Below are 25,848 nucleotides of genomic sequence, written 5' to 3' on the forward strand. Positions count from 1 at the left end.
CTGGCCGACCCGCTGGCCGAGGACAAGATCTGTGGCGTCTGGCGAATGAGCTTGCAGGACCTTGTCGCCACCAAGCTGATGGCCAACTCGGATCGCTGGGCAGACGCCGGCGTGATGAGCCGCGACCTGATCGATCACGCGGTGCTCACCGATGACGACGGCCGCCTGGACCCGGCCGGTATGACCAAGGCCAGGCGTGCCTACGGCCCGAGCGTGCTGATCGATCTGCAAAAGGCCTGCGCGAATTTGCTCGACGATCACGATCGGCTGCGCGACCGCATCCGAAAGCTCGGTGTGCACGTGCCCGAGGCGGCCTTGCGGGCAAGGATCCAGTCCCTCGCATCGTCGTTGTAGCCGCGTTTTGCCCTTCCTCTTGTAGGAGGGGCTTCAGCCCCGATTGGGCTGGTGACATGCGACGAAATCGCGGCTGAAGCCGCTCCCACGGACATGCGTCCGATGCCGCTTATTGCGATGCTGTAGCCTGTCTTTGTAGGAGGGGCTTCAGCCCCGATTGGGCTGGTGGCATGCGACGAAATCGTGGCTGAAGCCGCTCCCACGGGCATGCGTCCGATGCCGCTTATTGCGATGCTGTAGCCTGTCTTTGTAGGAGGGGCTTCAGCCCCGATTTTGGCGGTTGCCATGCGACGAAATCGTGGCTGAAGCCGCTCCCACGGACGTGCAGAAATCGATCCGATTTTGTGGGAGGGGCTTCAGCCCCGATTCCGGGGTCGTGCCATTCAAAGAATCGCGGCTGAAGCCGCTCCTGCAAGTGTGGATCAGCTGAACACTCCTCACCCGCCCGCCCGCAGCAATGCCGCCGGCGAGACCTTCAGCCTCGACAACAACACCTGCGCACCGGCGCCGAGGCTCAGCACGCTGACGCCGAGCGCGGTGACGGCGCCGGTCCAGTACAGGCCGCTCGGGTCGAGTTGCAGCCGCCATTGCAGCAGCACCGCCGCCAGCAGGCTGCCGAGCAGCATCGCAAACAGCGCCGTCACCACCGCCAGCAACCCGTACTCCCAGCGCAACACGCGCCGCAGGCTGCCGATGCGGGCGCCGAGCGCATACATCACGCTGGCCTCGTAGACCTGGCGGGCGCGGCTCGCAGCAACGACGCTGGCCAGCACCAGCAGGCTGGCAGCGAGGCAGGCGAAGGCAATCACCGCGAGCCCGGCGCCGGCGCGCCCCATCAGGCCGCGCGTCGTGTCGAGCAGCGCCTGCGTGCGCACGCTGACGATGTTCGGCGCAACGGCTGCCAGCCGGTCCTGCGCAGCGATCGCATCGTCGGCCGACAGCCACGCGGCGCCGACTTCGCGGGTGATGAAGGGGTCGAGCACACCGTCGCTGAAGATCGCCTCCAGCCACAGCCGCGCCTGCATCCGGCGCTGTGCATAAATGGCCGCCAGCTCGGCCTCCACGGTCTGCCCCATGATCTCGAAGCGCAAGATATCCCCGACCTGCAGCCCCATCTGGTCGGCCTCGCGGTCTTCCATCGCAACCCGCGGCCGGCTGCTGTCACCGGCCGGCCACCACGCGCCGCGCGTGACGACGACATCGTCGATGTTGCCGCTGCGATGGCTCAGCTTCTGCTCGTCGCGCGCCTCGGCACGGCGGCCTTCGACGCTGCTGTCGGCCAGCACCTCGCCGTTCACCGCGGCCAGCCGCCCGAGCACCAGCGGCGCCGTCTCGACGCGCTGCAGACTCGGCGCAGCGCCCATCACCTCGCGCAGCAGCGGCACCTGGCTGCTCTGCACGTCGTAGAACACCAGCCCCGGCGCCTCGCGCGGCACCGTCTCGTCGATCGCCCGCAACAATGCGCTGACCACCAGCGTGCAGGCCACCAGCAGCGTCAATGCCGAGCCGAGCGAGAGCAGCGCCGCACGCAGCGGCGAGCCGGGCCGTTGCAGCGACGACAACGCCACCCGCGCCTCGAAGCCGAGCCGCCGGCCCGGGCTGTTCAGCAGACGTCTCGCGAGCACGCGCAGCCCGCGCAGCACACCTTCGAGCAGCGCAAGCAGCAGCGCCACCGCGGCGAAGAACGCGAGCCCGAAACGCGGATCAGGCAACGCAAAAACCAGCGCGGCAAGCACCAGCAGGCCGACGCCGGCCGTCAGCAGCCAGGCCGCACGCGGCGTACGCAATGCGCCGCCGTCGATGCCGCGAAACAGCGCCGCCGGGCTGACGCTGAGCGCGCGGCCGAGCGCCGGCAATGCAAAGGCCGCAGCGGTCAGTACACCGAACCCGACCGCAACCAGCAGCGGCAGCAGCAGTTCCGACAACGGCGCGGCCAGCGGCACCTGCGCCGCGGCGATCTGCAGCCCCGCCAGCGCCAGCGCGCCGCCGACCAGCGCACCGAGCGTGCTTGCCGCAGCAGCAAGCATCAGCACCTGCAGCAGCACCAGCGCGGCAAGCCGGCCTTCGCGCAGGCCGAGTGCACGCAGCGTCGCCAGCGTGCCGAGCTTGCCGTCGAGGTAGGCGCGCACGCTGTTGAAGACGCCGAGCCCGCCGATGAACAGTGCCGAAAAGCCGACCAGCAACAAGCCCGAGCCGATCTGGCCAAGCACCTCGGCGACGCGGTCGCTGCGGTCGTCGACGGTGCGCACCTCGGCGCGCAGCTCCGGAAAGGCGTCGAAGAAGGCGCTGCGCCATGCGGCCGGCGCTTCGTCGGTGCGCACCCGGTACTGGTATTCGACCCGGCTCAGCGGTTGCACCAGGCCGGTCGCGGCGAGGCCGCCATCCGATACCAGCACCGGCCCGCCGCGCCACTCGGCGCGCAGCCCGCGATCGGGTTGCTCGAGCACCAGCGCGCGCACCTCGAGTTCGGCATCGCCGACCTCGACACGATCGCCAGGCGCCAGTTCGAGCCGCCGCGCCAGCACCGCATCGAGCGCGATGCCCCACGAGCCGTTGCGTTGTGCCAGCGTCTCGCTCAGCGGGCCGGCGGGCTGCAGTTCGAGCTTGCCGTACAGCGGATATCGCGCATCGGCGCTCTGCAGTTCAACGAGCATCGCGCGGCCGTCCTGTCGGCGCAGCATCGTGCGCAGCTCGACCAGCCGCGACACCTCGCCGCGTTGCGCCATCCAGTCGAGTACGTCAGGCGCGAGCGGCGCGCGGTGCTCGACTTCCAGATCGCCACCGAACAGCGTGCGCAGATCGGCCTGCATCGATGCCGAGACCTGCCGGTACAGCCCGCCGCCGGCAGCGATCAGCGCCACGCCGAGCATCAGGCAGGCCGCAAATACCCACAGCGGCCGGCCACCGGCGCGCAGGTCGCGCCACGCGAGATCAAGCAGAAACCGCATCGGGCTGGTCCTGCGTGGCCGATCGGTCCGCCACCGCTTCATGCAGGCAGCCGTCGTGCAGCTGCAGCACGCGGTCGCAGCGCGCGGCAAATTCGAGGTCGTGTGTTACCAGCACCAGCGTCGCGCCGCTGTCGCGGTGCAGCTCGAACAACAGGTCGCGCACCATCGCACCGGTGTGGTCGTCGAGGTTGCCGGTCGGCTCGTCGGCCAGCAGCAGCCGCGGACCATGCACCAGCGCACGCGCAATCGCGACCCGCTGCTGCTCGCCGCCGGAGAGCTGGCTCGGATAGTGGCCGAGCCGCTCGCCCAGGCCGACGCGCTGCAGCAGCGCACGTGCGCGCGGCAATGCGTCGGCCGCACCGGCGATCTGCAACGGCAGCGCAACGTTGTCGAGCGCACTGAGGCTCGGCAGCAGGTGGAACGACTGAAACACGATGCCGATATCGTCGCGCCGCAGGTCGGCCAGCGCATCGCGGTCCAGCGTCGCGAGGTCGGTGCCGGCAACGATGACGCGACCGGCCGTCGGCCGCTCCAGCCCTGCCAGCAGCAGCAGCAACGAACTCTTGCCCGACCCCGAATGCCCGGCCACCGCGACGCTCTGGCCGGCAGCAATCTGCAGGTCGACACCACGCAGCACCTCGATGCGAGACGCTTCGAGTTCGTAATGCAGGCTCAGCTGCTGCAGCTCGATGATGGAGGGCGGCGGTGCCGAAGGCCGCAGCACGGATGGCGTCGATCGTGCAGTCATCACCCGAGTGTGCCGGGCGCCGGCCATTCCGTGTTTCGGCGGGGCTTTGCCGGGCGCGGTGCAGCGGCAGAGTCTTGATGGGCAATTCGGTGGATGGGCTATTTTGTGGGAGGGGCTTCAGCCCCGATTCGGGCTGGTGCCATGCAAATCGCGGCTGAAGCCGCTCCTACAGGGCGTGTGGCATCGGAGCGGCCTCTTCTGTGAACCCCGATCCGCGCTCCCGCAACAAACACATTGCGTTGCATCCGATACACCGGAGCGGGTCATCTGCGCAGGCATCATCGCGTTAGACGCTGACACCACCCGCATCGGGCGGTTGCATCAAAACCAACAAGGACCATGATGAACAAATTTGCACTCGCACTGATCCCCGCATTGCTGACTGGCGCCGCCTTCGCGCAGACCGTCACCCCGCTGCCGGTTGCGGCCACCGCATCTGCTGCCGTGAGCACCAAGGCTGAAGTCAAGGCCGAGCAGAAGGTGCTGAAGGCCGAGAAGGCCGAAGCCAAGGTCGATGCAAAGGCCGATGCGAAGGTCGAAACGGCGATCGAGAAGGCCGACAAGACGATCGACAAGGCCGTCACGAAGGCCAGCAAGACGACCGAAAAGGCCGACGCGAAGGCCGCTGAAGCCGCGCCGGAGGACAAGGTCAAGGCCCAGGCGAAGGCCGACAAGACCGCCGCAAAGGCCGAACACAAGGCCGAGAAGAAGATGATCGACGCCCAGGAAAAGGTCGCCAAGACGATGGTCGAATCGACCGCGGACAAGGCAGCTGCGGCCAGCAAGACCGCCGCCGTGACGGCCGAAGCCGCCGCCGACGTGAAGGCGTCGACGGCAGTGAAGAAATAAGCACTCGCGTCAACGTGAACAAAGGACAGGCTTGCCTGTCCTTTTTCTTGCAGTGCCGGATGGGTGCAAGCCGTTTCGCGCCCTACGCCGCCGTGCTGCCCGCATCTCCGGCGCCAACCACCACCAGCCGCGGCCCAGGCGCATCGCCGGGTCGCGCATAGCTCAAGTCAGGTTTGTGGTGAATGCGGAATAGCTGTCGGCGTTGAGCAGCCCGTTGGCGTTGGTTATCGGCGCGTTGCCCGGAATACCCTGCTGCCGCAGCGTCAGGAACAAGTCGATGTTGTTGGCCAGATAGCCACGGTCAACGGTGCGAGCAAACTTGTGCGTGGCTTCGTGGATCACGTTGTTCAACGTACGAGCGGCGTTGAGGTCGAATCGCGTGTGGATGGCCCCCCGGAACCGTCCCAGCCCCACCACATATCCCTCCGCTCCACCAGCAGGAATCACCGCCGGATCAGGTTCATGCAACTTGAGATCGGCTGTGCGCAGGCCGGTCAATGTCGCACTCAAGACCCTTCTGATCTCGACATACGTTGCCTGGAGCTGGGCAGCGTTGGGATTGAAGCAGTACTCCAGCACGAGCTGCTGCCTCGCGTCGAGGTTGACAGGGTTGCCCGATATCGCGGCGATCGCGCTGGCCAACTTGGTTCGGGCTGAAATCATCGCGGTTTGAAACTTGTGGACCACCGGACCCAATGGGTAGGCGGTTCGCCCGCAGAGGTAGAAGCGGATTCCTCCCGCCATCACTGCTGTGTCATGGGACATGGTCGTTCCCCTGTGAGGTGTGCTGCTCAGCGCAGCTGACGTTGTTGCACGCTGCGGCCAGCCTAGCGCGATCGTCGGCGTTCGTTAACCCGGAACCTTGGGATTGACAGCGGGCGCTGCGGCTAAATCCAGTGCCTCAGTGCCGCAGCGCCTCCTCCAGCGCCGCCAGCTCCGCCTCGCTGTTGTAGGCCTGCACCGAAACGCGCACCAGCACCTGGCCATCGTGCTGCGTCACCGGCACCTCGATCTGGTGCTCGTCGTACAGACGCTGCCGCAGCCGCGGCGCATCTCTGTGGGGTACCGGGATCGCGACCATCTGCGCAAAATCGTCATCGGCTGCGATCGGCTGCAGGCCGTTGGCCGCGCAGACGCGGTGCATCAGTGCGACCGCCTGCTCGTGGCATCGAATGCGATGCGTCGGCCAGTCGTGCTCGGCCAGCCAGTCGATCGCCGCCGGCACCGCGAGACACGCGCTGATGTCGCGCGTGCCCTGCCACTGCAGCCGGCGTTCGAACAGCGAGCTGCCCGTATAGCCCTCGAAGCCGGTATGGCCACCTTCGCCGCCGAGGTATCCCCAGCTGGTGACCGACGCATGCAGCATCGGCTGCAGTTCGCTGCGCGCATGCAGAAAGCCGGCGCTTTTCGGCCCGCACAGCCACTTGTGGCAGTTGCCGGTATAGAAGTCGGCGCCAAGCGCATCGAGATCGAGATCGATCTGCCCCGGCGCATGCGCACCGTCGACCAGCGTCAGCACGCCACGCGCACGCGCCGCGGCGATCAGCCGCTCGACCGGCAGCCGCAGCGCGGTCGTCGATGCGATGTGGCTGACGAAGAGCAGCCGCGTGCGCGGGCCGATCGCTGCCAGCATCTCGTCGGCAAAGCGGTCGGCATCGAATGGCAGCGGCACATGCAGCTTGCGCAGCGTCGCGCCGCGCTGCTCGCAGATGCGCGTCCAGGTGGCCAGGCAGGCACCATATTCGAGGTCGTTGACCAGCACCTCGTCGACCGGCTGCAGGTCGAGTGATGCGGCAACGATGTTGACGCCGGTCGTCGCATTCGGCACATACACCAGGTCATCGGCGCGTGCACCGACCAGGCGGCCGAGCGCCTCGCGCGATTCGCGCAACAGCTCGGCGCTGCGCCGGCCGAGAAACAGCACCGGGTTGCGCTCCATCTCCTCCTCCAGCGCCGCCGCACCGCCAGCACCTCGATCGGACAGGCGCCGAACGAGCCGTGGTTCAGGAAGACGGTCGCGGGGTCGAGGTGGAACAGCGAGCGCAGCGTCGGGGCGCTGGCAGCCGGATTTCCGTTCGTGGGAGTTGCCATCTGGAGGCGCTGGTCAGCAGCTGAGATTGAATGTCGAGCCGATCTGCATTCTCCATGCACTTCGTTTTCCGCCGCACCGCGGATCGGGGCTGAAGCCCCTCCCACAAAAGAATGCCAAGCGGGACACCGCCCTGCTGCTCGCCATCCGCGCCCAGCGAGAGACGGAATCAAAACGGCGCAGAGCCTGAGCGCTGGTCAGCTCGTGAATGCAAGCGATGTGCCACGGGTAGGACACCTCCGACACCCCGACCCGTGATTCGTCGATTGGCCGATCCGCGCCCAGCGGGTAGCGTGAAGCCATCCACTCCGCCGACCGGGCGACCGGTTGCTCCGGCCCCTCCGCGGCGGCCTCAACGACGCACCACCATCACACGGGAGATCACCCCATGAACCACGATCAGGACAAGCTGTCGGGCAAGGAATCTGCACAGAAGGTCGACGCACGCGACCACAACGCCTCACGCGGCAACCCGGCGCCGATGCAGCGCAATCAGCATCAGGGCGCACACGGCGACGAGAACAAGCCGCCGTCGGACCGCGCGGTGCGCGGCTTCGATGCACCCGACCATGAGGTCAAGGAAGACCTGCACAAGTCGGTGCGGAAGGACTGAGCAGCAACCGGCGCTCCAGGGCCGCTGGCTGAGCAATTCAGCCAGCGCCAATCGCGTCATCCAGGCGCTGCATCAGCCCTGGCAATCGGTGGTTGACCGAAGTCCACACAACATCGCTGTCGACGTCAAAATAGGCATGCACAAGGCGGTGCCGCATTCCGATGGCCGGCCATTCGATGGTTGGTAAAGCGGCCCGCGTCTCCTCAGACACCTTCGATGCGGCTTCAGGCAGCGACATACTGCTCTTCCGCCTCCTGCATCACCTTGTCGCGGAAGTACCGGCTCAACTCCGCCGGCGTGCGCAGATCAACCTTCCGGCCGCCAAGCAGCTGCGACAGCTCGGCCTCGATCGCCGCGAGGTCGAAATACGACGGTTTCGAGTTGGGCAGGAACTCGACCAATAGATCGACGTCGCTGTCGTCCCTTGCTGCTCCCGACAGCTGCGACCCGAACAACGAGAGCCGGCGGATGCCGTGCCGTTGGCACAAGCGACTCAACTCCTCGTGATCGACCGGCAAGCGCTTCACTGCACGCTCCTCGTTTGCTGCAAGACGTCTCGGCGAAGCTGCGAGACGATATCCCGGTGTCGCCTGAACCAACAGCCGAACTTTACCTGCTGGGTCTGCATCGCAGCAATGCGAGCGCCCGCCTCGCAGGCTTCACCTTGATCGAGCCCCTTCCGCCTGAAGCCCCTCGCCCACAGCAACCGCAGTCGACCGGCGGCGTTTACAAATCGCCGCCGGCCAGCTCAGATGCCAACACTGGTTTTCCCTGGAGAAAGTCAAGTTTCCCTGAAGCCAACGAACTTGCTCCGCCGCGGGGCCTAATGGCTCCCCTCCACCAGCAGCCGCTGCGCCGCCAGTTCGCCGATGCGGCGGCCCATCGCTTCGCCGGCACGGGTGGCGGCGCGGAAGTGGATGCCGGCCCAGATGCGCGCGTCCGACACCTCCTGCACAAAGTCGTCGACGCGGCCCCAGCGGCGCACCGCGCCCTGCGCGCTCGGGCTCGATGTCGACAGCGTCGGTGTGCGCCCGCCGCCGATATCGGCCTTCAGCACCGCCGCCACTGACGCGGCGAGGATGCTGTGTCCGCTCGGGTACTCCGGATGCAACGGCGCCTCGATCAGCGAGACCCAGCCGGCATCGCGCTGCGTCTCGGCGTGGCCGTCGAGGTCGCCATTGCGGATCGCGGTGACCGGCCGCCAGAAGTTGTAGTGGTATTTGGCCTCGAAGGCGCTGATCATCGCGTCGTCCATCGCCTGTGATGCGGCCGCGTAGAGCCGCGCATTGCGCCGCAGGTCGCGCCCCGGCTGCGCCGCCACCGAGCGCACGACGCCGTAGTAGATCGACGGCAGCGAAAACGCCCAGAACTCGGCAGCCGCGGTCTGCTCGGCGGTGCGCTGCCGGCTGGTCTTGCTGCCGAGCAGCCGCACCTCCTCGTATTCGCGCAGCCACAATGTGCTGTCGAGCGCCGGAGGAGCGCCGGGGCGGAACTGCGCCGCATCGTTCATCAGCCACGGCTTGCGCAGCGACCATTGCGGAATCGCCGGCATCGCGGTCGGCACATAAGCCCCGGCACTGGTGTGCGGCCGCCAGGCCACCGCGGCAGCCGGGTCGTCGGCCGCGCGCCGTGCCAGCAGTGCCGTGGCGGCACGTTCTCCGGCGGCCACGCCAGCGTCGCGCGCGGCCGAGTCGCCGATCGCCGACAACGCGTTCTGGACCAGCGCATCGATCTGCGCCTGGCGCGCCGGCAGCAGCGTACCGAGCGTGCGCCCACTCGCTGCCGCAACCGCCGCATCAACCACTGTTGCCTTGCCGCCGCCCTTCGCGCCGGCTGTCGCATCGACGGCATCGCGCACCGCGGTCTGCACCAGCGCCATCACGCGGATCGCGACCGGCGTGCCGATCTTTGCTTCGCTGATGACCTCGCTTGCGCGCTGGTTCCAGTCGATCACGACGTCGGCATCGGCATGCGCCGCCTGCAGCGCAGCCCATGCGGCGATCGCCATCGGAATCCATGGTTTGGGAATCTGATACATGATGTTCTCCCGTTGAAAAAGATGGGCCACTAGGCCTTGTCGATCACCACTTCGAGGTATTCGCCCGGCACCACCAGCGCACGCTCCCCGGCGGTATTCATCGCCTGCAGCAGCTCGGTGATGTCGCGTTCGAGCGCCGTGCGGCCGGTCTCGTCGAGCGCGGCAAAGGCCTTGTGCGTCGGTCCGTAGAAATCGCGGAAGACCTGCACCCAATGCGCCGCCGAGCGGTAGCGGAAGTTGAAGACGCGCCGCTGGCAGCGGATGTTCGATGCCTGCGCGCCGAACAGCTCGACGATGTGGGTTTCGGTGCCCCACAGCGCCGGCGATTTCACACCGGCCGGCGCCGGCACATGGGCGCCGATCACCTTGAACAGCCGCCCGATGAAACCTTCGGGTGTCCAGTTCGCGAGGCCGATGCGCCCGCCCGGGCGCAGCACACGCAGCAGCTCGCGCGCAGTGCGTGCATGGTCGGGCGTGAACATCGCGCCGAAGGTCGACAACACGACGTCGAAGCTGGCTTCGGCATACGGCAGCGCCTCGGCATCGGCCACCTCGAAGCGCACCGCGAGCCCTTCGGCACGCGCCCGCGCACGGCCCTTGTCGAGCAGCGCCGGCACATAGTCGGTCGAGACGACATCGGCGAAACGGCGCGCCGCCGCCAGCGTCGCATTGCCGTTGCCGGCCGCAACGTCGAGCACGCGTTCGCCGGCATTGACATCGACAGCTTCGGCGAGTGTTTCGCCGACGATCTGCAGCGTGGTGCCGATCACCGCGAAATCGCCGCTTGCCCAGGTCGCCCGCTGGCGTTGCTTGATGGCGGCGAAATCGGGCGTCTTGTTCTCGTCGCGGGTCAGTACAGATTGTTGTGACATGGTCTTTCCTTGGGGTGGTTGAGGGTCTCGTCGCCACCGCGCAAATCGGCTGCGACGGCGAAGCCATTTTTTGGCGCGAGGCCGCTTGACACTTCCCCTGGCGTCCGGCAGATTTGCTCGCCTGTCCGGTTCGCGGCAGCCCTCCATGCCGCGACTCCGCCGCACTTGATCGAGGCTCCGCCACACCCACGGGCCCATGCGATGAATGTCGATCCGCTGTCCGATGTGCTGCGCTGCGTGCGCCTGCGCGGCGGCGTGTATTTCTATGTGACCTGCCGCGACAACTGGGTTGCCGAATCACCTTCGGCGAGCGAAACCACGCAGGCGGTGATTCCCGGCGCAGAAAACGTCGTCGCCTATCACCTGATCGCGAAAGGCGACGGCTGGGCCACCATCGATGGCGAGCCACCGGTGCGCGTCGGCGCCGGCGACATCGTGATGTTTCCGCGCGGCGACGTCCACGTGCTGTCGCGCGCGCCGGGCATGCGCGCGCCGCAGCAGATCGAGGATCAGGCGCCGCCGAATCGCGAGGCGCTGCCGGTGCCGATCAGCTACCGCAACAGCATCTGCCTGTCCGGCGTCGACATGCCGGCCGACGAATCGGATGCGGTGGTGGTGTGCGGCTTCATCGGCTGCGACCTGCGCCCGTTCAACCCGCTGATCGGCGCGCTGCCGCGGCTGATCCACATGCCGGCGAAGGAGGTCGGCGCGTGGGTGGCGCCGATGCTGACGCAGGCGGTGGCCGAATCACGCGGCCGCCGCCACGGCAGTGCCGCGGTGCTCGAGCGGTTGAGCGAGATGGTGTTCGTCGACACCGCGCGGCGCTACCTCGAGCTGCTGCCCGAAGGCCACGGCGCCGGCTGGCTCGCCGCGCTGCGCGACCGCCATGTCGGCCGCGCGATCGCGCTGCTGCACGAACGCGTTGCCGAGCCGTGGACGGTCGAGTCGCTCGGCCGCGAGGTCGGCCTGTCGCGTTCCGCACTTCATGAACGTTTCGTCGAGCTGATCGGCGAGCCGCCGATGCACTACCTCGCGAACTGGCGCATGCAGGTCGGCGCGAAGGCGCTGCGCGACGGCCATGCCACCGTCGCGACGATCGCGCAGGAGACGGGTTATGAATCGGAGGCCGCCTTTGCACGCGCCTTCAAGCGCCTGGTCGGCCTGCCGCCGGCCGCGTGGCGGCGCGCGCAGCAACGCGATGCAGCGGCCGCGCAGCCCGAATTGCGGACGCGCGATCAAGCCGGCGCGACGCTCGGGTGAGCACGCGCCCGCGCGGCTTGCAAAGATCAGCCCGGCGTGACGACACCGTCACACGACGACCAACCGATACGGAGATCCAGCATGACATTCCATGATGTTCAAGGCCTCGCGCTGAGCGGCGCCACCGCGCAAGCGCTCGACCCCTTCGAGCAGGCGAACCACGAGCTGCGCTGCCTGATCGGCGACCCGCTGGCAAGCGCACAGCGCGCGATCGAACTCGCACCGCAGATGACACTCGCCCACGCCCTCGTCGGCTGGCTGAACCTGCTCGGCACCGAGCCGGCCGGCATCGCCGCCGCGCGCGAGGCGCTGCAAGCTGCCCGTGCGCTGCCGGCCAATGAACGCGAAGCGATGCACCTGCAGGCGATCGGCCAGTTGGTCGACGGCCAGTGGCATGCCGCCGGCCGCACGCTGGAGGATCTGTCGATCCGCTGGCCACACGACACGCTGGCGCTGCAGGCCGGGCACCAGATCGATTTCTTCACCGGCAGCACCCGCATGCTGCGCGACCGCATTGCCCGCGCGCTGCCCGCCTGGCAGGACGAAGGCCGGCCGGCCCGCCATGCGGTGCTCGGCATGATGGCCTTCGGCCTCGAAGAAACGGCCGACTACGCACGCGCCGAACGCTACGGCCGCCGCGCGGTGGAACTCGAACGCCGCGACGGCTGGGGCTGGCATGCGGTGACGCATGTGATGGAGATGCAGCAGCGCCGCGCCGACGGCATAGCCTGGCTGCGCAGCGACATCGGTGCGTGGAGCGATCAGAGCTTCTTCGCGGTGCACAACGCCTGGCACCTCGGCCTGTTCCACCTCGGGATGGATCAGATCGACGAAACGCTCGCGCTGACCGACGAGCGCATCCTCGGCGGCGAATCGCCGGTCGTGCTCGACATGATCGACGCCTCGGCAATGTTGTGGCGGCTGCACCTGCGCGGCATCGACATCGGCAACCGATGGGAAGCACTGGCCGACCGCTGGGCGCCGTGGGCCGATGCCGGCAACTACGCCTTCAACGACATGCACGCGATGATGGCCTTCGCCAACACCGGCCGCGACGCACTGGTGCAGCAGGTGCTCGCCGCGCAGCAACAGGCGCTGCAACAGCCGGGCAACAACAACGACAACGCAACCATCTTCCTGCGCGAAGTCGGCGCCGATGCCACCAAGGCCGTGCTCGCCTTCGTACAAGGCCGCCACGCCGATTGCGTCGCACTGCTGCGCCCCATCCGCAACCGCGCCAACCGCTTCGGCGGCAGCCACGCGCAACGCGACCTGATCGACCTGACGCTGATCGCCGCCGCCGAGCGCGATGGGCAAAAGGCACTGGCCGATGCGCTGCGCAACGAGCGCCTGCCGATCTATTGATTCATCGAGCCGGCGGCGGGTGCCGGCAATTTTTGTGGGAGGGGCTTCAGCCCCGATTCCTCTGCCTGCCAAAACCCCGAATCGGGGCTGAAGCCCCTCCCACACCAAGGTGCACCGGTCGTGCGCTCGGCTCTGTGCCCTGAGCAAAATTTGTAGGAGGGGCTTCAGCCCCGATTCGACCCGCCCCTGCGCGACGGCTTTTTTGGATTTCCCCCACGCTGGACGCTGCAGCCATTGGTGACGATCATTGGTGATCATCAATTGAAAGGATCTTCGGCATGGACACCGCACGTCTCTTTCAGTCGGGCCGCAGTCAGGCTGTCCGGCTGCCCAAGGAATACCGCTTCGCCGGCACCGAGGTGGTGGTACAGCACTTCGGCAACGGCGTGCTGCTGTTGCCAGTGGAAGATCCGTGGCAAACGATGGAAGCAGGCCTGGCCGCGTTCGAGCCCGGGTTCGTGCTCACGCGCGAACAGCCGCCTGTGCAGCAGCGCGTGGACATCGAGCCTGTCGGCAACGCCGCAGCGCAGCCTTCAGACGCTGCGTCAAGACGTCCATGATCCTGCTCGACACCAACATCTGCATCTACATCATCAACGCCCGCCCGCCGGCGGTGCTGGCGCGTTTCCAGCAGCACCGGCTCGGCGATATCGGCCTGTGCAGGTGGGTGCGGCCGAACTGGCTTATGGCGTGGCCAAGAGCGGCTCGGCACGCAACCGGCAGGTGCTGGAGATGTTTCTTGCGCCGCTGGCCGTGCTTCCCTTCGACGACGCCGCGTTCTGGGCCTATGGCACCCTGCGCGCTGACCTGGAACGCCGCGGCACCCCTATCGGGGCGCTGGACACGATGATCGGCGCACACGCAATCAGTCAGCAAGCACTGCTGGTCACCCACAACACGCGCGAGTTCGCGCAGGTCAGCGGGCTGCAGCTGGCTGACTGGACCGCTGAAGGTTGACAAGCCGCCGATGGCGAGGGCGTTGGTTCCAGGGGCGAGGGTCACCAGCAGATCGACGTCACTGTTCTCGATGGCGTCGCCGAGGCTGATGGTCTCGAAAGCCGCACTTCTCGATCCCTTCGCCGCCTCGCCTGCCGAGCCACGATGGTGCGAAGATTGGCCACGGTGACGTCACCGGACAATCGGGAGCAAACATGGTGGCGCAGGTGACGAGCTCGAACTTCAGGCGTGTGCGAAAGGACCGGGTCGAGATTCTCGGCGTCTTCGGCGCAGGGAAAACGACACTCGCCCACCGGCTGGCCGAAAACCAGCGCCTCGTGCTCGCGGAGAACTACGAGCGGAACATCTTCTGGAACGATCAGCAGGCCATCAATGCGCTCGGCTATCTGCCATGCGATTTGTCCTTCCTGCTGCAGCATGCCCATCTCGTAGCCCGGGCTGCAGTCACCGGCAGCGAATGCCTGTTCTGCGACTGGTCGCTGCTGTCGGATCGGCTATGGGCTTCGATGCGGCTGGGCCAGGAATTCGCAGCATACGAGACAGTGCATCGCGCCGTCAGCGATCGCATCGGCCAGCCGCTGGGCTACCTGTACCTGAAACAACCGGCCGAAGTCATTGCTGCACGCCTCGTCAAACGCGGGAGAAGCGCCGAAAGTGCTTTCAGCGCACAAGCAGCACCTAGGGCCGCAGATCAACTCGAGGCGCTTGTCCGATCATTGCCCCCCGAGCGGGTTCTGACCGTCGGCGAAGACGTCCCGTTGAAATACGTCAGGACCTGGACCGCGAGAAGACGGGAATCTGCGGGCCTTGCCTGAACCAGCTGGCGGCCCGAGCAGCGTGCCGGCAGTTGTCAGACGTGATCGCACCGTTGCAGCAGCTGCCCTGCGCAACGCCGTCGGACCACATGAAGTCGCCACAATGACCGAGGCCCGTTCCGCAAGCTCCGCCACATCCACAACCGCCCACCCATGCCAGATTCCCTCAGCGACCTCGCCCGCCAACTCGACCAGTTCGCCAAAGACCGCGACTGGCAGCAATTCCATTCGCCGAAGAACCTCGCCTCCGCACTCGTGGTCGAGGCCGGAGAACTGCTCGAGCACTTCCAGTGGCTGACCGAGGAGCAAAGCCGCACGCTGCCACCCGACAAGCGCGACGAAGTGGCGGCCGAGGTGGCGGATGTGTTGCTGTATCTGATCCAGCTATCGAGCGCGCTGGGGGTTGATCCGGTTGAGGCGGCGCAGGCGAAGTTGAAGCGGAACGAGGTGAAATATCCGGTGGAGAGGGCGCGGGGGAATAGCAAAAAGTACGACGAGCTTTGAGCACCCCCGCAATCCCCCTTGATCAAGGGATACCGAAAGCTGGCTGCCTCGCCGATAAGCCTGACACACGCAACGTCTTCAACTGGTGTGGCATGGCAAGAAGAAAACGAACGAGCCCCGGCGAGGATCTCATTGACCTCATCGCGCTGCTTCCATGGTGGGCAGGCCTGGCACTGGCATTCATCAGCTACGTCTTATTGCACCAGGTCGCATCTCAGCCACTTGTCGTAGGCAGCACGCCGGCAGAGGTGACGGGTAGCTACGGCCGAATGATGTGGCTTGGGCTCGCAACAGCCGGGCAGTACCTTCTGCCAGTCATCTGCATGCTAGGCGCAGGCCTTTCCGCGTGGAGAAGGCGGGAACGGCAGCAACTCGTGTCTGCAGCCACGGGGAACGACACGGCAAAAGCGCTCGACGGGATGACGTGGCGCGAATTCGAGAAGCTCGTCGGCGAAGGTTTTCGGCTGCAGGGATACAAGGTCATGGAGACTGGCGGGCAAGGCCCTGACGGCGGCATCGACCTCGTTCTCGCACGCCCCGCCCAGAACAAGAGCGAGATCTTTCTCGTGCAGTGCAAGCAGTGGCGGGCGTTCAAGGTCGGCGTCGACGTGGTGCGAGAGCTATACGGCGTGATGGCAGCGAAAGGAGCCGCTGGCGGCTTCGTCGTCACCTCCGGTCGGTTCACCAACGAAGCAACCGCGTTCGCTCAAGGACGCAATGTGAAACTCATCGATGGACCTAAGCTTGAGGCACTGATCAAGCAGGTAAAGACGGAATCGCAGGGCGGCAATGCGGCACCCTCTTCAACCAGCGTAGCGGCGTCGACACCATCCTCTGCAGATTGCCCGATTTGTACGAAGCCGATGCTGCAGCGCACCGCCAAGCGAGGCGCGAAGGCTGGGCAGATGTTCTGGGGATGCTCGGACTACCCGGTTTGCCGCGGGACAAGGGCAATCTGATGTCCAGATAACAGACCCCTTCTCCAAAAGACCGGAAGAAGCATTGTGAGCACAAAGCAGCTGCAATGATCATCTACCAGGCCAGCAAGTCCCAGTTCCTCCATCACGCACTTCGCGACGACATCGAGGACATGATGTCGCGGCAGTTCCGCGCCTCGACTGGCCATGGCGTCGGCCGGTCGGAGATCCAGTCCTGGAAGTTCTCGTTGCTGGAGATGGCAAAGGTCTTGAACGACGAGGAGATTCCCGACGATGCAGGCGTCGCGATCGAATATCAGCTGCCACAGACATCGAAGCGCATCGACTTTGTGATCACTGGCGAGGACGCCAGCGATCGCACCAAGGTCATCATCGTTGAACTCAAGCAGTGGTCGGAATCGCGCCGCAGCGAGAAGGACGCCATTGTCTGGGCACGCCGCGGCGGCCGTTCGGCTGAACTGGAAGGGCCACATCCGTCGTACCAGGCCTGGTCGTATGCCGCCTACCTGCAGGACTTCAATGCCGCGGTGCAAGACGGCGCAATGACACTGCAGCCCTGCGCCTATCTGCACAACCACCCGCGCGACGGCGAAATCGACCACCCGCATTACCGCGAACACCTGGAACGCGCGCCATTGTTCCTGGCCCGCGAACGCGCGAAGCTGCAGGCATTCATTCGCAATCATGTGCGATATGGCGACCGCAAAGGCGCGCTCTATGCCATCGAGAACGGTCGCATCCGGCCCTCGAAGCTGCTGATCGACTGCGTGGCCGGCATGCTGCAGGGTAAGCCCGAGTTCGTGCTGATCGACGATCAGAAAGTCGCTCACGAAGCCATTCTTGAAGCCGATGCACGCGCTGCAGAGCGAAAGCAGGTCGTCATCGTTCAAGGCGGGCCCGGCACCGGAAAGTCGGTGATCGCGATCAACCTGCTCGGCGCGCTAATAGGGCGCAAGCGCAATGCCCGTTATGTCTCGAAGAACCGAGCCCCACGCGCAGTCTACGAAGCCAAGTTGACGGGCACCTTCACGAAGACGCGAATCAGCAATCTGTTCACCGGCTCAGGTGCCTTCGTCGACAACGAGTCCGACTGCTACGACACCCTGATCGTCGACGAGGCGCACCGGCTGAACGAGAAGAGCGGTCTGTATCGCAACCTTGGTGAAAACCAGATCAAGGAGTTGATCAACGCCGCCCGCTGCACCGTGTTCTTCGTCGACGACGACCAGCGCGTCACCCTGCTCGACATCGGCCACGCAGAAGAACTGCGGCGCCACGCTCGCGCGCTCGGCGCCGAGGTGACGGAGCTGGAGCTGTCGTCGCAATTCAGGTGCAACGGCTCGGACGGCTACCTCGCATGGCTGGACAACACCTTGGGCAAGCGCGAAGCCGCGAACACGACCCTCGACACTGCCGAATACGATTTCCGAATCTTCGACAACCCGGCCGACCTCCATGCGCTGATCGAGCTGAAGAACCGGGCCAACAACCGCTCGCGAGTCGTGGCAGGCTATTGCTGGAAATGGCCCAGCAAAAGGGACCCCCAGGCCTGGGATATCGAGCTGCCCGAGTTCGACTACCGGCGCCGCTGGAATCTCGACAAGGATGGCAGTTTGTGGATCGTGACGCCAGGCTCGGTCGAACAGGTGGGATGCATCCACACCTGCCAGGGCCTCGAGCTGGACTACGTCGGCGTGATCATCGGACCGGATCTCGCCTACCGCGACGGTCGCGTCGTGACCGATGCGACCAGGCGCGCATCTTCGGACCAGTCGGTGAAAGGCCTGAAGTCGAGGCTGAAGACGGACCCCGACAACGCGGCTACCCTCGCCGATCTGATCGTCAAGAACACCTATCGGACCTTGATGACCCGGGGCATGAAGGGCTGCTACGTCTATTGCACCGATGCGCCGCTCGCGGCCCATATTCGGTCGCGGCTGCGCACGGCAAGGGCTGACAAAGCGAATGCTGCGGCGCCGGCCGCTGCCCCATCGCCAGCCTCTTCGCCCTCCCAATCAATCGTCTGTCCGCTCCGCCGCGTATCGAAGCAGGAGCGAGACGCGGGGATCGTCTCAGCGCCATTGGTCGACCTGAAATTTGCAGCCGGGGCCTTCTCCGACTCACAAGCACTCGAAGGCGGCGCCGACGACTGGGTCGCGCTTCCCGACTGGGTGCGCCCACAGCCCGGCTTGTTCGTCGCACAGGTAATTGGCGAGTCAATGAGCCGCCGCATCCCCAACGGCTCCTGGTGCCTCTTCCGCGCCAATCCTACTGGCAGCCGTCAGGGCAAGGTCGTCGTCGTCCAGCACCGCAGCATCTCAGACCCGGAGACGGGCGGCAGGTACACGATCAAGGTCTATTCAAGCGACAAGGTGGCGGACGAGGATGGTGGGTGGCGGCACGAGCGGATTACCTTGAAGCCGGATTCGGATCGAGAGGGGTTCGAGCCGATTCTTGTCAATCTCACAGATGACGAAGCGGGATTGGCCGTTATCGCTGAGATGTTGGTAGTTGTTGCACCCGGGGGCGCCTAGCGAGGGAATCGTGAAATATCGTTGAACTGGATGTCCGGCCTGTTGTTGTCGCACAGTCCAGCGACCCGACCAAGGGCTGAAGAATTAAAAGCAGACTTGGCACCCCGCGAGGCGATCGTGCCCGCTTCCTAAACCGTACGCGGCGCAGGCCTATGCCAGGCCGATCCAAACATGCTGTCTCGGCAGCGTGTCTTTGCTTTGAGGTGCTCAAAGCGTGGCGCGGGTAGGCCGCAGTTGACTCGTGGACAATCCACTCTTTTCGTAGGGGCCAAACCGATGTCGTCGTACGCGTTCTGGAACAACAAGGGTGGAGTAGGCAAGAGCTTTCTCTGCTTCATCGCCGCATGTGAATACGCTCAACTCCATCCCGAGGTTGACGTCATCGTCTTAGACTTGTGCCCGCAAGCGAACACCTCGGAGATGCTACTTGGCGGTCAACTTGAAGGCGGAAAAAATCTGCGGAAGTTTCTGACGCCTGACGCGAGTCGGCTCAGTGTCGGTGGATATTTGGAACAGCGGCTAAATTCGCCATTCAGTCAAATTCCCGACGCCGCACGGTTCGCCGTGAAGATGAAGGATCACAACGATAAAGTATCAAGCAATCTTTACCTAGTGTGCGGCGACAATTTAGTTGAAGTGCTCGGAGAAGCAATTCGTCAAACTGCACAACTTTCCGTCCCCCGAGACGCCTGGAAAAAGGTTACCAGCTGGGTACGTGACCTGCAGGACAACATCCGAGAATCTCGCGAGCGTGACTGTGTATTTTTCATCGACTGCAATCCGAGCTTCGCCGTATACACTCAGTTGGCAATCGCTGCGGCCGACTATATCGTTATTCCGTTTACCGCCGATGAAAGTTCGCGTCGGGGAATTGAGAACATTATTGCTTTGCTTTACGGACAGGGCGATGAATACATCGCTAGCTTTGCGCGCCTTAGCTTTTACAAGCGGGCGAAAGAAGAAGGATTATCGCTTCCGAAATTGCACACCTTTGTTTCAAACAGGGTTACCCTTTTCGATGGCGAACCTAGTAGAGCGCATCAAGCGGCAAACAAGGCGATCGTTAGCACGCTACAGGCACTAGCCGCCAAGCATCGTTCGATTTTCGCTTATCCAAGGATTGCGGTTGCGGATAGATTTGTCGACTTCCCAGACTTCCACGCTGTTTCTGTGGTGCTAGCGCTCACCGGGACGCCAATTCACGCGCTCAAAGCGGGCCCGAAGAATTTGAATGGAGAGCGGGTTCAAGTAAACGTTGGTCCGTTAAAGCTTTATAAGGAATCGCTTAAAAAGCTTATGGAATTTCTCTGAATATGTCTTCCGCGGCTCAGGGGACATTTCGAACAATTATGGCTCGAGCCGATCTGCTCTGCATTAACGCTGCCCAGATTCGGAAAAAAGCAGGGTTCCCGACAAAAGTTGTTCTGCTACACGCCGCGCTCGCCAATCAAGTTGCAGCATGGGACGCCTATGTAAAGGCCCTGTCCTTGGAGTATTTTTCGGCGACGGCGGGGCCGACCGATATTCGCTTCTCGGCCATGCATGATTTACTCAAGGCTCAGCTCGAGATTGAGCTAAAAAAGTTCAATACTCCCAACAGCGACAACTGTCGGAACCTGCTACTGAAATACACAAGTTTCGATCCATGGCCCCATTGGTTGAATGTTAAGTTTGGTGGCACAACAATATCAGCGTCGCTGGTTGCTCGCAATACATTGGATGAAATCCTAAAGCTGCGCCATAGCTTTGCGCATGGATTCGCTATCCCAGCGAACTCCTGGAATGTGGATTCGAGTGGTGCCGCGACACTAAACTGCAGGATACTGGGTAATACGCGTAGGTTCTTGGTGCAAGTGTGTGACAGGACAGACCGGGGGTTGGCCTCCCACATTGCCGCGCAGCATGGAATAGTCAGGCCTTGGTGAGGGCGCACAGCGCGACCAAATGGATGTCGGCTTGCGTTGCGCGGTTGACAACTGGCCGGAAGCGGCGAGTGGCTGCGACGGGTCGAAGGCCGAAGTTGAATCTACAAGGCCGATCAAGCACGTCTGCCGCATTTCAGTCATCCCGACTTAGCTCTTGATATCTCCAAGTCCGCTAGCCAGAGAAGGATGCCTTGTACGTAGCCTCATCCAAACTGCAATGCCGATCAATCCTCCCGCCAAGCTCGAACAACTTCGGCGCGGCGCGAAAGTCGAACAAACGATAGAGCCTGAAACGCTCCGCATGCTGCTTCGAAAACGCCAACTCGTTCGCTGAAACAAAAAACGGCGTGCGGTCGCCGAAAGCCGTCGTCTTCACCTCGATGAAGCGCTCGCTGCCGTCGGCCTCGAACGATCGAATGTCGTAGCCAAGACCATCGCCTTCGGTCTTGGATGCGTGATTCACCCGATCAGCAAGCTGCCCTGCGCCGGACTCGATGAGCCGCCAGCGCTCGAACCGCAATGCGAACTCCTCGCCTGCTTGCCCGAGCGAGCGATTTTGTGCTTCGCGCGCAAAGTAGTCGCGACGCACGGGTGGTCTGAGATAGGCGGGCGATGGTTCGTTTGCCGCAGGTTCCATCCTCGGCGCATCCGTCTTCACGCGGCGGAAATCATCGAGTTCGACGACCACTGCTGGACGCTCGACCGCTGCCAGCGCTGTTTCATCCAGCATGCTTGCTTCGCCAAGTTTTTCGAGCACGACCTGCAGAAGGACCGATCTCTGGAAGTTCGCGCGAGGTCTGTATCCCTTGATGTACGGGTAGCCGAGCTCGATCAACGCCGCACTGATGTTGCAATGCTTGAATTCGATCGAACCCGCCGAGCGGCCCGGCAGAACGGCCATCAGCCGCTTCCTGTGCAACGTCTTGTTGTATGCCTGACCTGCGAGTTCAGCCATAAGCATTTGAAGGTAGTCGGCAACGATCAACGCGACTTCGTGCTCGCCCCAGTCCCGACCTTGGATCTGTTCAATGTCTTGAACTTCAAATCCAAGATTGATCAGGCACCGGACAACAGTTGCTTCACCGCCCGAGAAGTCGGAGGCCTTCAAGCCACCGCTGCCGACATGCTGCAGACCGACGGCGACGCCAGCGATCGCCTTGGAGTCCGCCCATTCGCCGGTGCGCGGATTGAGAACAAGGAATTTGCTGGCACGGCCAAATCCATGGCGCCGCAAGAACTCCTCCTGACCGAGCAATGCATACTGGTCGAGCGCAGCCTGCACGGCCGCAGCGCTCGTCAAATCGGCCAGGCTGAGCGTCACGGCTGAAACACCCTCCCCGGCTTCTTGAACACGTTGTCGTGGTTCCAGCCCAGGAACTCCGGCGCGGGAAGCAGGTCCGGATGTTGCGGCGGCAGCAGCGTGCGCCCGTGGTATCTCAGTTCACCATCCGCGCCACGATCACCCGCGATGGCGTGCTGGCTGTACACGACTCGCTGCTCCATCGGCTCGACCGTGAACACGCCGAGGTCGAAGAGCTTGTGGTGCAGCGCGCAGAGTGACAAGCCGTTTTTCTCGACATCCGGGCCACCGAGGTGATGCCAACGAATGTGTGCCGCTTCAAGGCCGGCCGATGTCTGGCCAATCCGCAAGTCGAAGCCGCAGACGCAGCAACGGTACTCATAGGCACGAAGAATCCTTTCACGAAACGTGCGATCTCTTCGTGCTCGCCGAACATCCGTGTACTCGACTCCGTCAGCCGCCGCGTCGCCAACCTGTGGAACAGGATCCAGGCGAAGACCGACTGCGGCCGCGATGTCGCTGTGCAGTGTTTCAGGAAAGCAGCTGTCGAGAAGTTGCTGCGCGACGGCTTCGATCAGCCCCGGCACATTCCGCAGCGCATCGTCGATCGGAGGTGGAAAGCCACCCTCGACATCGCGCGATCGCAGCTCACCCAATGACGGCGTTGCTGCGGGAGGCCGCGTCAGCAAGTCCTTCGGGCCCATCAGGTCCCAGATCGTCCCCTGCCCATCAGTCGCCAGATGCCAGAAGGGGTAGTGTCTGGATGACACCGCACTGCGAGGCGCGAAGTCCTGCAGCAGTGCCTTCATCTCGCCATCGATCGCAGAGAACGCAACCAGCCGTGGCTCGCCTCGCTGAACCCTGCCGAGCGCCAGCAAGATCAGCAGCGGTTTATGGGGAGCATATCGACCACCGATCTGAGCGCGGCGAATGCTCTGGAACGCAGTAAGAATTTCCGCCTTGTCCGCCAGCCGTGGTCCTGAGCTCTGTGGCACTAGATTCTCCGGAACTGGCGTTTAAGGTTTCGGGGTTATGCAATCCTGCTCAGTGACTTCAACGATACATCGGCCCGATCGACGCGCAAATACGCGTCGCGGAAAAATCACACATCAATATTCGCCGCCCTCAACGCATTCGTCTCGATGAAGTCGCGCCTGGGCTCCACCTCATCCCCCATTAGCATCGTGAACACCCGGTCGGCCTCGATCGCGTCGTCGATCTGCACGCGGAGCAGGCGGCGCACGTTCGGGTCCATCGTCGTTTCCCACAGCTGGGCGGGGTTCATTTCGCCGAGGCCCTTGTAGCGCTGGCGGCCGACGGCGTTTTCGGCCTGGGCGATCAGCCAGGCCATCGCCTCGCGGAAGTCGGTCACCTTGGCTTCCTTCTGGCGCTCGCCTTCGCCGCGCTTGATCATCGCGTTTTCGGTCACCAGTCCCTTGAAGGTCTTGCCGGCGGTGCTCAGCACTTCGTAGTCGGCGCCGTGGACGAAGTCGGCCGTCAGCACGCTGCTCTTCACGTTGCCGTGGTGCATGCGGCTGATGCGCAGGATGTGCTTGTCGCTGCGTTCGTCGAATTCGGCGGTCACTTCGGCATCGTGGACGGAGCCTTTCAGGCCGCGGGCTGACTCCTCGGCGGCCTCGAGCGTGTCGAGGTTGAGCTCCTGGCCGTCGGCGATCGCGCGCAGCGCCTCGACGTCCATCCACTTCGACAGGCGCTTGACGACGTTGTTGGCCAGCACATAGCTGCGCGCCAGCGCCTCCAGCGTCTCGCCCTGCAGCACGGTCGGGTTGCCGTCTTCACCGGTGCGGCCCGTCTCGAGCCGCGCATCGTTCAGCGCCACCTTCAGCAGGTAGGCGTCGAGCTCGTTGCCGTCCTTCAGATACTCCTCGTGTTTGCCGACCTTCACCTTGTACAGCGGCGGCTGCGCGATGTAGATGTGGCCGCGCTCCACCAGCTCGGGCATCTGGCGGTAGAAGAAGGTCAGCAGCAGCGTGCGGATGTGGGCGCCGTCGACGTCGGCGTCGGTCATGATGATGATGCGGTGATAACGCAGCTTCTCGACGTCGAAATCGTCGCCGCCGGAGCCCTTGCCGATGCCGGTGCCCAGTGCGGTGATCAGCGTCAGGATTTCATTGCTGGTCAGCAGCTTCTCGAAGCGCGCCTTCTCGACGTTCAGGATCTTGCCGCGCAGCGGCAGGATCGCCTGGAACTTGCGATCGCGGCCCTGCTTCGCGCTGCCGCCTGCCGAATCGCCCTCGACGATGTAGATCTCGCACAGCGCCGGGTCCTTCTCCTGGCAGTCGGCCAGCTTGCCGGGCAAGCCCATGCCGTCGAGCACGCCCTTGCGGCGCGTCATTTCGCGCGCCTTGCGGGCGGCCTCGCGAGCCCGTGCGGCCTCGACGATCTTGCCGCAAATGATCTTCGCGTCGGTCGGGTTCTCGAGCAGGTAGTCGTTCAGCGCCTTGCTGACGACGTCTTCAACCGGCCCGCGCACCTCGCTGCTGACGAGCTTGTCCTTGGTCTGGCTGCTGAACTTCGGCTCGGGCACCTTCACGCTGAGCACGCAGGTCAGGCCTTCGCGCATGTCGTCGCCGGTCACCTCGACCTTCGCCTTCTTCGCGAGCTCGTTGTCCTCGATGTATTTGTTGATGACGCGCGTCATCGCTGCGCGCAGGCCGGTCAGGTGGGTGCCGCCGTCGCGCTGCGGGATGTTGTTCGTGAAGCACAACACCTGCTCGCTGTAGCCGTCGTTCCACTGCATCGCCACATCGGCGGTGATCGTCGTGCCCTGGTCGCTGACCTTCTCGCCCATCGCCTGGAAGACGGTCGGGTGCAGCACCTTCTTGCCGGTATTGATGAATTCGACGAAGCCCTTCACGCCGCCGGCGAATGCAAAGATGTCTTCCTTGTTGTTGCGCTCGTCGACGAGGCGAATCTTCACGCCGTTGTTCAAAAAGCTCAGCTCGCGCAGCTTCTTGCTGAGGATCTCGTAGTGGAAGTCGAGGTTCGAGAAGATCTCGAGGTCGGGCAGGAAGTGCACCTCGGTGCCGCGTTTCTCGGTCTCGCCGATGATCTTCATCGGGCTGACTTCCACACCATTGCGCACCTCGACGACACGGTCCTGCGGGATGCCCTGCTTGAACTCCATGTAGTGCACCTTGCCGTCACGGCGCACCGTCAGCCGCAGCCACTTGCTCAAGCCGTTGACGCAGCTGACGCCGACGCCGTGCAGGCCGCCCGATACCTTGTAGCTGTTCTGGTTGAACTTGCCGCCGGCATGCAGCTCGGTCAGCGCGATCTCGGCCGCACTGCGCTTCGGCTCGTGCTTGTCGTCCATCTTGACGCCGGTCGGGATGCCGCGGCCGTTGTCGGTGACGCTGATCGAGCTGTCGGTATGGATCGTCACGACGATGTCGTCGCAATGGCCGGCCAGGCTTTCGTCGATCGAGTTGTCGACGACCTCGAACACCAGGTGGTGCAGGCCGGTGCCGTCGGAGGTATCGCCGATGTACATGCCGGGGCGCTTGCGCACCGCTTCCAGGCCTTCGAGGATCTGGATGCTGCCCTCGCCATAGGCCGAGCTCGCAGCGGCGCTGGTGGCCTCCCGCATCGCCTTCAGATCGGCAATGCTCTGCGCATCGGCCACGTCGTCCGGCGGCAGTTCATCGGGCTGAGGGGGAAGGTTCGGGGTATCGCTCATGACATCAGGACTCGGTTGCGGGCGGCTCCAAGAGGGGCC

The 25,848-nt window shown here is 64.3% G+C and carries 24 protein-coding genes; 13 read left to right on the plus strand and 11 right to left on the minus strand.

The annotated features are described in order from the left end of the window. Positions 1 to 114: 114 nt before the first annotated feature. Positions 115 to 354: a hypothetical protein gene (locus tag ACNH6H_RS12230; protein WP_418318017.1), complete on the plus strand. Its 240-nt coding sequence runs from the start codon at positions 115 to 117 to the stop codon at positions 352 to 354. Between the two features lie 437 nt (positions 355 to 791). Here ACNH6H_RS12230 and ACNH6H_RS12235 read toward each other — a convergent pair whose 3' ends face one another. Together ACNH6H_RS12235 and ACNH6H_RS12240 are read right to left on the minus strand one after the other, a co-directional pair. Further along, positions 792 to 3,302, minus strand: coding sequence for an ABC transporter permease (locus ACNH6H_RS12235; protein ID WP_418318018.1), 2,511 nt, complete (start codon positions 3,300 to 3,302; stop codon positions 792 to 794). Continuing rightward, complete coding sequence (locus ACNH6H_RS12240; protein WP_418318020.1) at positions 3,286 to 4,050, minus strand: ABC transporter ATP-binding protein; 765 nt, start codon at positions 4,048 to 4,050, stop codon at positions 3,286 to 3,288. Before ACNH6H_RS12240 ends, ACNH6H_RS12235 begins: the two co-directional genes overlap by 17 nt. Before the next feature lie 342 nt (positions 4,051 to 4,392). On the opposite strand from ACNH6H_RS12240, the gene ACNH6H_RS12245 reads away from it, so the two are divergent. Continuing rightward, positions 4,393 to 4,899 (plus strand): hypothetical protein, encoded by a 507-nt coding sequence (locus ACNH6H_RS12245; protein ID WP_418318021.1) that lies wholly within the window; start codon positions 4,393 to 4,395, stop codon positions 4,897 to 4,899. Between the two features lie 162 nt (positions 4,900 to 5,061). On the opposite strand, the gene ACNH6H_RS12250 is transcribed toward ACNH6H_RS12245, so the two are convergent. Continuing rightward, the gene (locus tag ACNH6H_RS12250; RefSeq protein ID WP_418318022.1) at positions 5,062 to 5,664 is read right to left on the minus strand and encodes a hypothetical protein; all 603 of its coding nucleotides are present in this window, start codon (positions 5,662 to 5,664) and stop codon (positions 5,062 to 5,064) included. A 136-nt stretch (positions 5,665 to 5,800) separates the two neighbouring features. Next, entirely contained in the window at positions 5,801 to 6,838 is a 1,038-nt protein-coding gene (locus ACNH6H_RS12255) for an aminotransferase class V-fold PLP-dependent enzyme (RefSeq protein WP_418318023.1), read from the minus strand. A 538-nt stretch (positions 6,839 to 7,376) separates the two neighbouring features. Between ACNH6H_RS12255 and ACNH6H_RS12260 the strand changes: the two genes are divergently transcribed. Next, positions 7,377 to 7,601 carry a hypothetical protein gene (locus ACNH6H_RS12260; protein WP_418318024.1) on the plus strand — a complete coding sequence of 75 codons (225 nt, stop codon included), beginning with the start codon at positions 7,377 to 7,379 and terminating at the stop codon, positions 7,599 to 7,601. 37 nt (positions 7,602 to 7,638) lie between these two features. Here ACNH6H_RS12260 and ACNH6H_RS12265 read toward each other — a convergent pair whose 3' ends face one another. From ACNH6H_RS12265 to ACNH6H_RS12280, 4 genes are all read right to left on the minus strand, one after another. Further along, entirely contained in the window at positions 7,639 to 7,839 is a 201-nt protein-coding gene (locus ACNH6H_RS12265) for a DUF86 domain-containing protein (protein ID WP_418318025.1), read from the minus strand. After that, positions 7,826 to 8,128: a nucleotidyltransferase family protein gene (locus ACNH6H_RS12270; RefSeq protein WP_418318026.1), complete on the minus strand. Its 303-nt coding sequence runs from the start codon at positions 8,126 to 8,128 to the stop codon at positions 7,826 to 7,828. The genes ACNH6H_RS12265 and ACNH6H_RS12270 overlap by 14 nt, the downstream gene beginning before the upstream one ends. Before the next feature lie 296 nt (positions 8,129 to 8,424). Further along, positions 8,425 to 9,639 carry a vanadium-dependent haloperoxidase gene (locus tag ACNH6H_RS12275; RefSeq protein WP_418318027.1) on the minus strand — a complete coding sequence of 405 codons (1,215 nt, stop codon included), beginning with the start codon at positions 9,637 to 9,639 and terminating at the stop codon, positions 8,425 to 8,427. 29 nt (positions 9,640 to 9,668) lie between these two features. Next, the gene (locus ACNH6H_RS12280) at positions 9,669 to 10,511 is read right to left on the minus strand and encodes a methyltransferase domain-containing protein (protein ID WP_418318029.1); all 843 of its coding nucleotides are present in this window, start codon (positions 10,509 to 10,511) and stop codon (positions 9,669 to 9,671) included. Positions 10,512 to 10,712: 201 nt separating this feature from the next. On the opposite strand from ACNH6H_RS12280, the gene ACNH6H_RS12285 reads away from it, so the two are divergent. From ACNH6H_RS12285 to ACNH6H_RS12330, 10 genes are all read left to right on the plus strand, one after another. Continuing rightward, positions 10,713 to 11,771, plus strand: a complete 1,059-nt coding sequence (locus ACNH6H_RS12285) for an AraC family transcriptional regulator (RefSeq protein WP_418318030.1) — start codon at positions 10,713 to 10,715, stop codon at positions 11,769 to 11,771. Between the two features lie 81 nt (positions 11,772 to 11,852). Further along, positions 11,853 to 13,136, plus strand: a complete 1,284-nt coding sequence (locus tag ACNH6H_RS12290) for a tetratricopeptide repeat protein (protein ID WP_418318032.1) — start codon at positions 11,853 to 11,855, stop codon at positions 13,134 to 13,136. 278 nt (positions 13,137 to 13,414) lie between these two features. Then, positions 13,415 to 13,696, plus strand: a complete 282-nt coding sequence (locus tag ACNH6H_RS12295; RefSeq protein WP_418318033.1) for an antitoxin — start codon at positions 13,415 to 13,417, stop codon at positions 13,694 to 13,696. Positions 13,697 to 13,799: 103 nt separating this feature from the next. Continuing rightward, complete coding sequence (locus ACNH6H_RS12300) at positions 13,800 to 14,093, plus strand: type II toxin-antitoxin system VapC family toxin (RefSeq protein ID WP_418318035.1); 294 nt, start codon at positions 13,800 to 13,802, stop codon at positions 14,091 to 14,093. A gap of 194 nt (positions 14,094 to 14,287) precedes the next feature. Beyond that, the gene (locus tag ACNH6H_RS12305) at positions 14,288 to 14,908 is read left to right on the plus strand and encodes a deoxynucleoside kinase (RefSeq protein ID WP_418318036.1); all 621 of its coding nucleotides are present in this window, start codon (positions 14,288 to 14,290) and stop codon (positions 14,906 to 14,908) included. Positions 14,909 to 15,061: 153 nt separating this feature from the next. Continuing rightward, on the plus strand, positions 15,062 to 15,412 hold the full coding sequence (locus ACNH6H_RS12310) for a nucleotide pyrophosphohydrolase (protein ID WP_418318037.1): 351 nt from the start codon (positions 15,062 to 15,064) through the stop codon (positions 15,410 to 15,412). A gap of 92 nt (positions 15,413 to 15,504) precedes the next feature. Continuing rightward, on the plus strand, positions 15,505 to 16,371 hold the full coding sequence (locus ACNH6H_RS12315) for a restriction endonuclease (protein ID WP_418318039.1): 867 nt from the start codon (positions 15,505 to 15,507) through the stop codon (positions 16,369 to 16,371). Between the two features lie 65 nt (positions 16,372 to 16,436). After that, on the plus strand, positions 16,437 to 18,884 hold the full coding sequence (locus ACNH6H_RS12320) for a DNA/RNA helicase domain-containing protein (RefSeq protein ID WP_418318040.1): 2,448 nt from the start codon (positions 16,437 to 16,439) through the stop codon (positions 18,882 to 18,884). A 276-nt stretch (positions 18,885 to 19,160) separates the two neighbouring features. Beyond that, a complete protein-coding gene (locus tag ACNH6H_RS12325; RefSeq protein WP_418318041.1) occupies positions 19,161 to 20,195 on the plus strand; it encodes a ParA family protein in 1,035 nt (344 codons plus the stop codon). A gap of 38 nt (positions 20,196 to 20,233) precedes the next feature. After that, positions 20,234 to 20,809 (plus strand): HEPN domain-containing protein, encoded by a 576-nt coding sequence (locus ACNH6H_RS12330; protein ID WP_418318042.1) that lies wholly within the window; start codon positions 20,234 to 20,236, stop codon positions 20,807 to 20,809. A 172-nt stretch (positions 20,810 to 20,981) separates the two neighbouring features. On the opposite strand, the gene ACNH6H_RS12335 is transcribed toward ACNH6H_RS12330, so the two are convergent. From ACNH6H_RS12335 to gyrB, 3 genes are all read right to left on the minus strand, one after another. Continuing rightward, positions 20,982 to 22,130 carry a DUF3883 domain-containing protein gene (locus tag ACNH6H_RS12335; protein WP_418318043.1) on the minus strand — a complete coding sequence of 383 codons (1,149 nt, stop codon included), beginning with the start codon at positions 22,128 to 22,130 and terminating at the stop codon, positions 20,982 to 20,984. Next, complete coding sequence (locus tag ACNH6H_RS12340) at positions 22,127 to 23,080, minus strand: phosphorothioated DNA-binding restriction endonuclease (RefSeq protein WP_418321293.1); 954 nt, start codon at positions 23,078 to 23,080, stop codon at positions 22,127 to 22,129. The genes ACNH6H_RS12335 and ACNH6H_RS12340 overlap by 4 nt, the downstream gene beginning before the upstream one ends. 131 nt (positions 23,081 to 23,211) lie before the next feature. After that, entirely contained in the window at positions 23,212 to 25,719 is a 2,508-nt protein-coding gene (gene gyrB, locus ACNH6H_RS12345) for a DNA topoisomerase (ATP-hydrolyzing) subunit B (protein ID WP_418321295.1), read from the minus strand. Between the last annotated feature and the right edge of the window lie 129 nt (positions 25,720 to 25,848).

It is taken from the genome of Pseudideonella sakaiensis (assembly GCF_048320135.1).
Lineage (GTDB): Bacteria > Pseudomonadota > Gammaproteobacteria > Burkholderiales > Burkholderiaceae_C > Ideonella_A > Ideonella_A sakaiensis_A.

What these genes read in the sequence shown, in the direction of transcription:
- ACNH6H_RS12305 (WP_418318036.1), top strand. Translation starts at nt 14,288, where the DNA reads ATGGTGGCGCAGGTGACGAGCTCGAACTTCAGGCGTGTGCGAAAGGAC.
- ACNH6H_RS12320 (WP_418318040.1), top strand. Translation starts at nt 16,437, where the DNA reads ATGATCATCTACCAGGCCAGCAAGTCCCAGTTCCTCCATCACGCACTT.
- gyrB (WP_418321295.1), bottom strand. Translation starts at nt 25,719, where the DNA reads ATGCGGGAGGCCACCAGCGCCGCTGCGAGCTCGGCCTATGGCGAGGGC.
- ACNH6H_RS12250 (WP_418318022.1), bottom strand. Translation starts at nt 5,664, where the DNA reads ATGTCCCATGACACAGCAGTGATGGCGGGAGGAATCCGCTTCTACCTC.
- ACNH6H_RS12295 (WP_418318033.1), top strand. Translation starts at nt 13,415, where the DNA reads ATGGACACCGCACGTCTCTTTCAGTCGGGCCGCAGTCAGGCTGTCCGG.
- ACNH6H_RS12325 (WP_418318041.1), top strand. Translation starts at nt 19,161, where the DNA reads ATGTCGTCGTACGCGTTCTGGAACAACAAGGGTGGAGTAGGCAAGAGC.
- ACNH6H_RS12260 (WP_418318024.1), top strand. Translation starts at nt 7,377, where the DNA reads ATGAACCACGATCAGGACAAGCTGTCGGGCAAGGAATCTGCACAGAAG.
- ACNH6H_RS12330 (WP_418318042.1), top strand. Translation starts at nt 20,234, where the DNA reads ATGGCTCGAGCCGATCTGCTCTGCATTAACGCTGCCCAGATTCGGAAA.
- ACNH6H_RS12255 (WP_418318023.1), bottom strand. Translation starts at nt 6,838, where the DNA reads ATGGAGCGCAACCCGGTGCTGTTTCTCGGCCGGCGCAGCGCCGAGCTG.
- ACNH6H_RS12310 (WP_418318037.1), top strand. Translation starts at nt 15,062, where the DNA reads ATGCCAGATTCCCTCAGCGACCTCGCCCGCCAACTCGACCAGTTCGCC.
- ACNH6H_RS12245 (WP_418318021.1), top strand. Translation starts at nt 4,393, where the DNA reads ATGAACAAATTTGCACTCGCACTGATCCCCGCATTGCTGACTGGCGCC.
- ACNH6H_RS12235 (WP_418318018.1), bottom strand. Translation starts at nt 3,302, where the DNA reads ATGCGGTTTCTGCTTGATCTCGCGTGGCGCGACCTGCGCGCCGGTGGC.
- ACNH6H_RS12280 (WP_418318029.1), bottom strand. Translation starts at nt 10,511, where the DNA reads ATGTCACAACAATCTGTACTGACCCGCGACGAGAACAAGACGCCCGAT.
- ACNH6H_RS12240 (WP_418318020.1), bottom strand. Translation starts at nt 4,050, where the DNA reads ATGACTGCACGATCGACGCCATCCGTGCTGCGGCCTTCGGCACCGCCG.
- ACNH6H_RS12230 (WP_418318017.1), top strand. Translation starts at nt 115, where the DNA reads ATGAGCCGCGACCTGATCGATCACGCGGTGCTCACCGATGACGACGGC.
- ACNH6H_RS12290 (WP_418318032.1), top strand. Translation starts at nt 11,853, where the DNA reads ATGACATTCCATGATGTTCAAGGCCTCGCGCTGAGCGGCGCCACCGCG.
- ACNH6H_RS12315 (WP_418318039.1), top strand. Translation starts at nt 15,505, where the DNA reads ATGGCAAGAAGAAAACGAACGAGCCCCGGCGAGGATCTCATTGACCTC.
- ACNH6H_RS12285 (WP_418318030.1), top strand. Translation starts at nt 10,713, where the DNA reads ATGAATGTCGATCCGCTGTCCGATGTGCTGCGCTGCGTGCGCCTGCGC.
- ACNH6H_RS12275 (WP_418318027.1), bottom strand. Translation starts at nt 9,639, where the DNA reads ATGTATCAGATTCCCAAACCATGGATTCCGATGGCGATCGCCGCATGG.
- ACNH6H_RS12265 (WP_418318025.1), bottom strand. Translation starts at nt 7,839, where the DNA reads ATGTCGCTGCCTGAAGCCGCATCGAAGGTGTCTGAGGAGACGCGGGCC.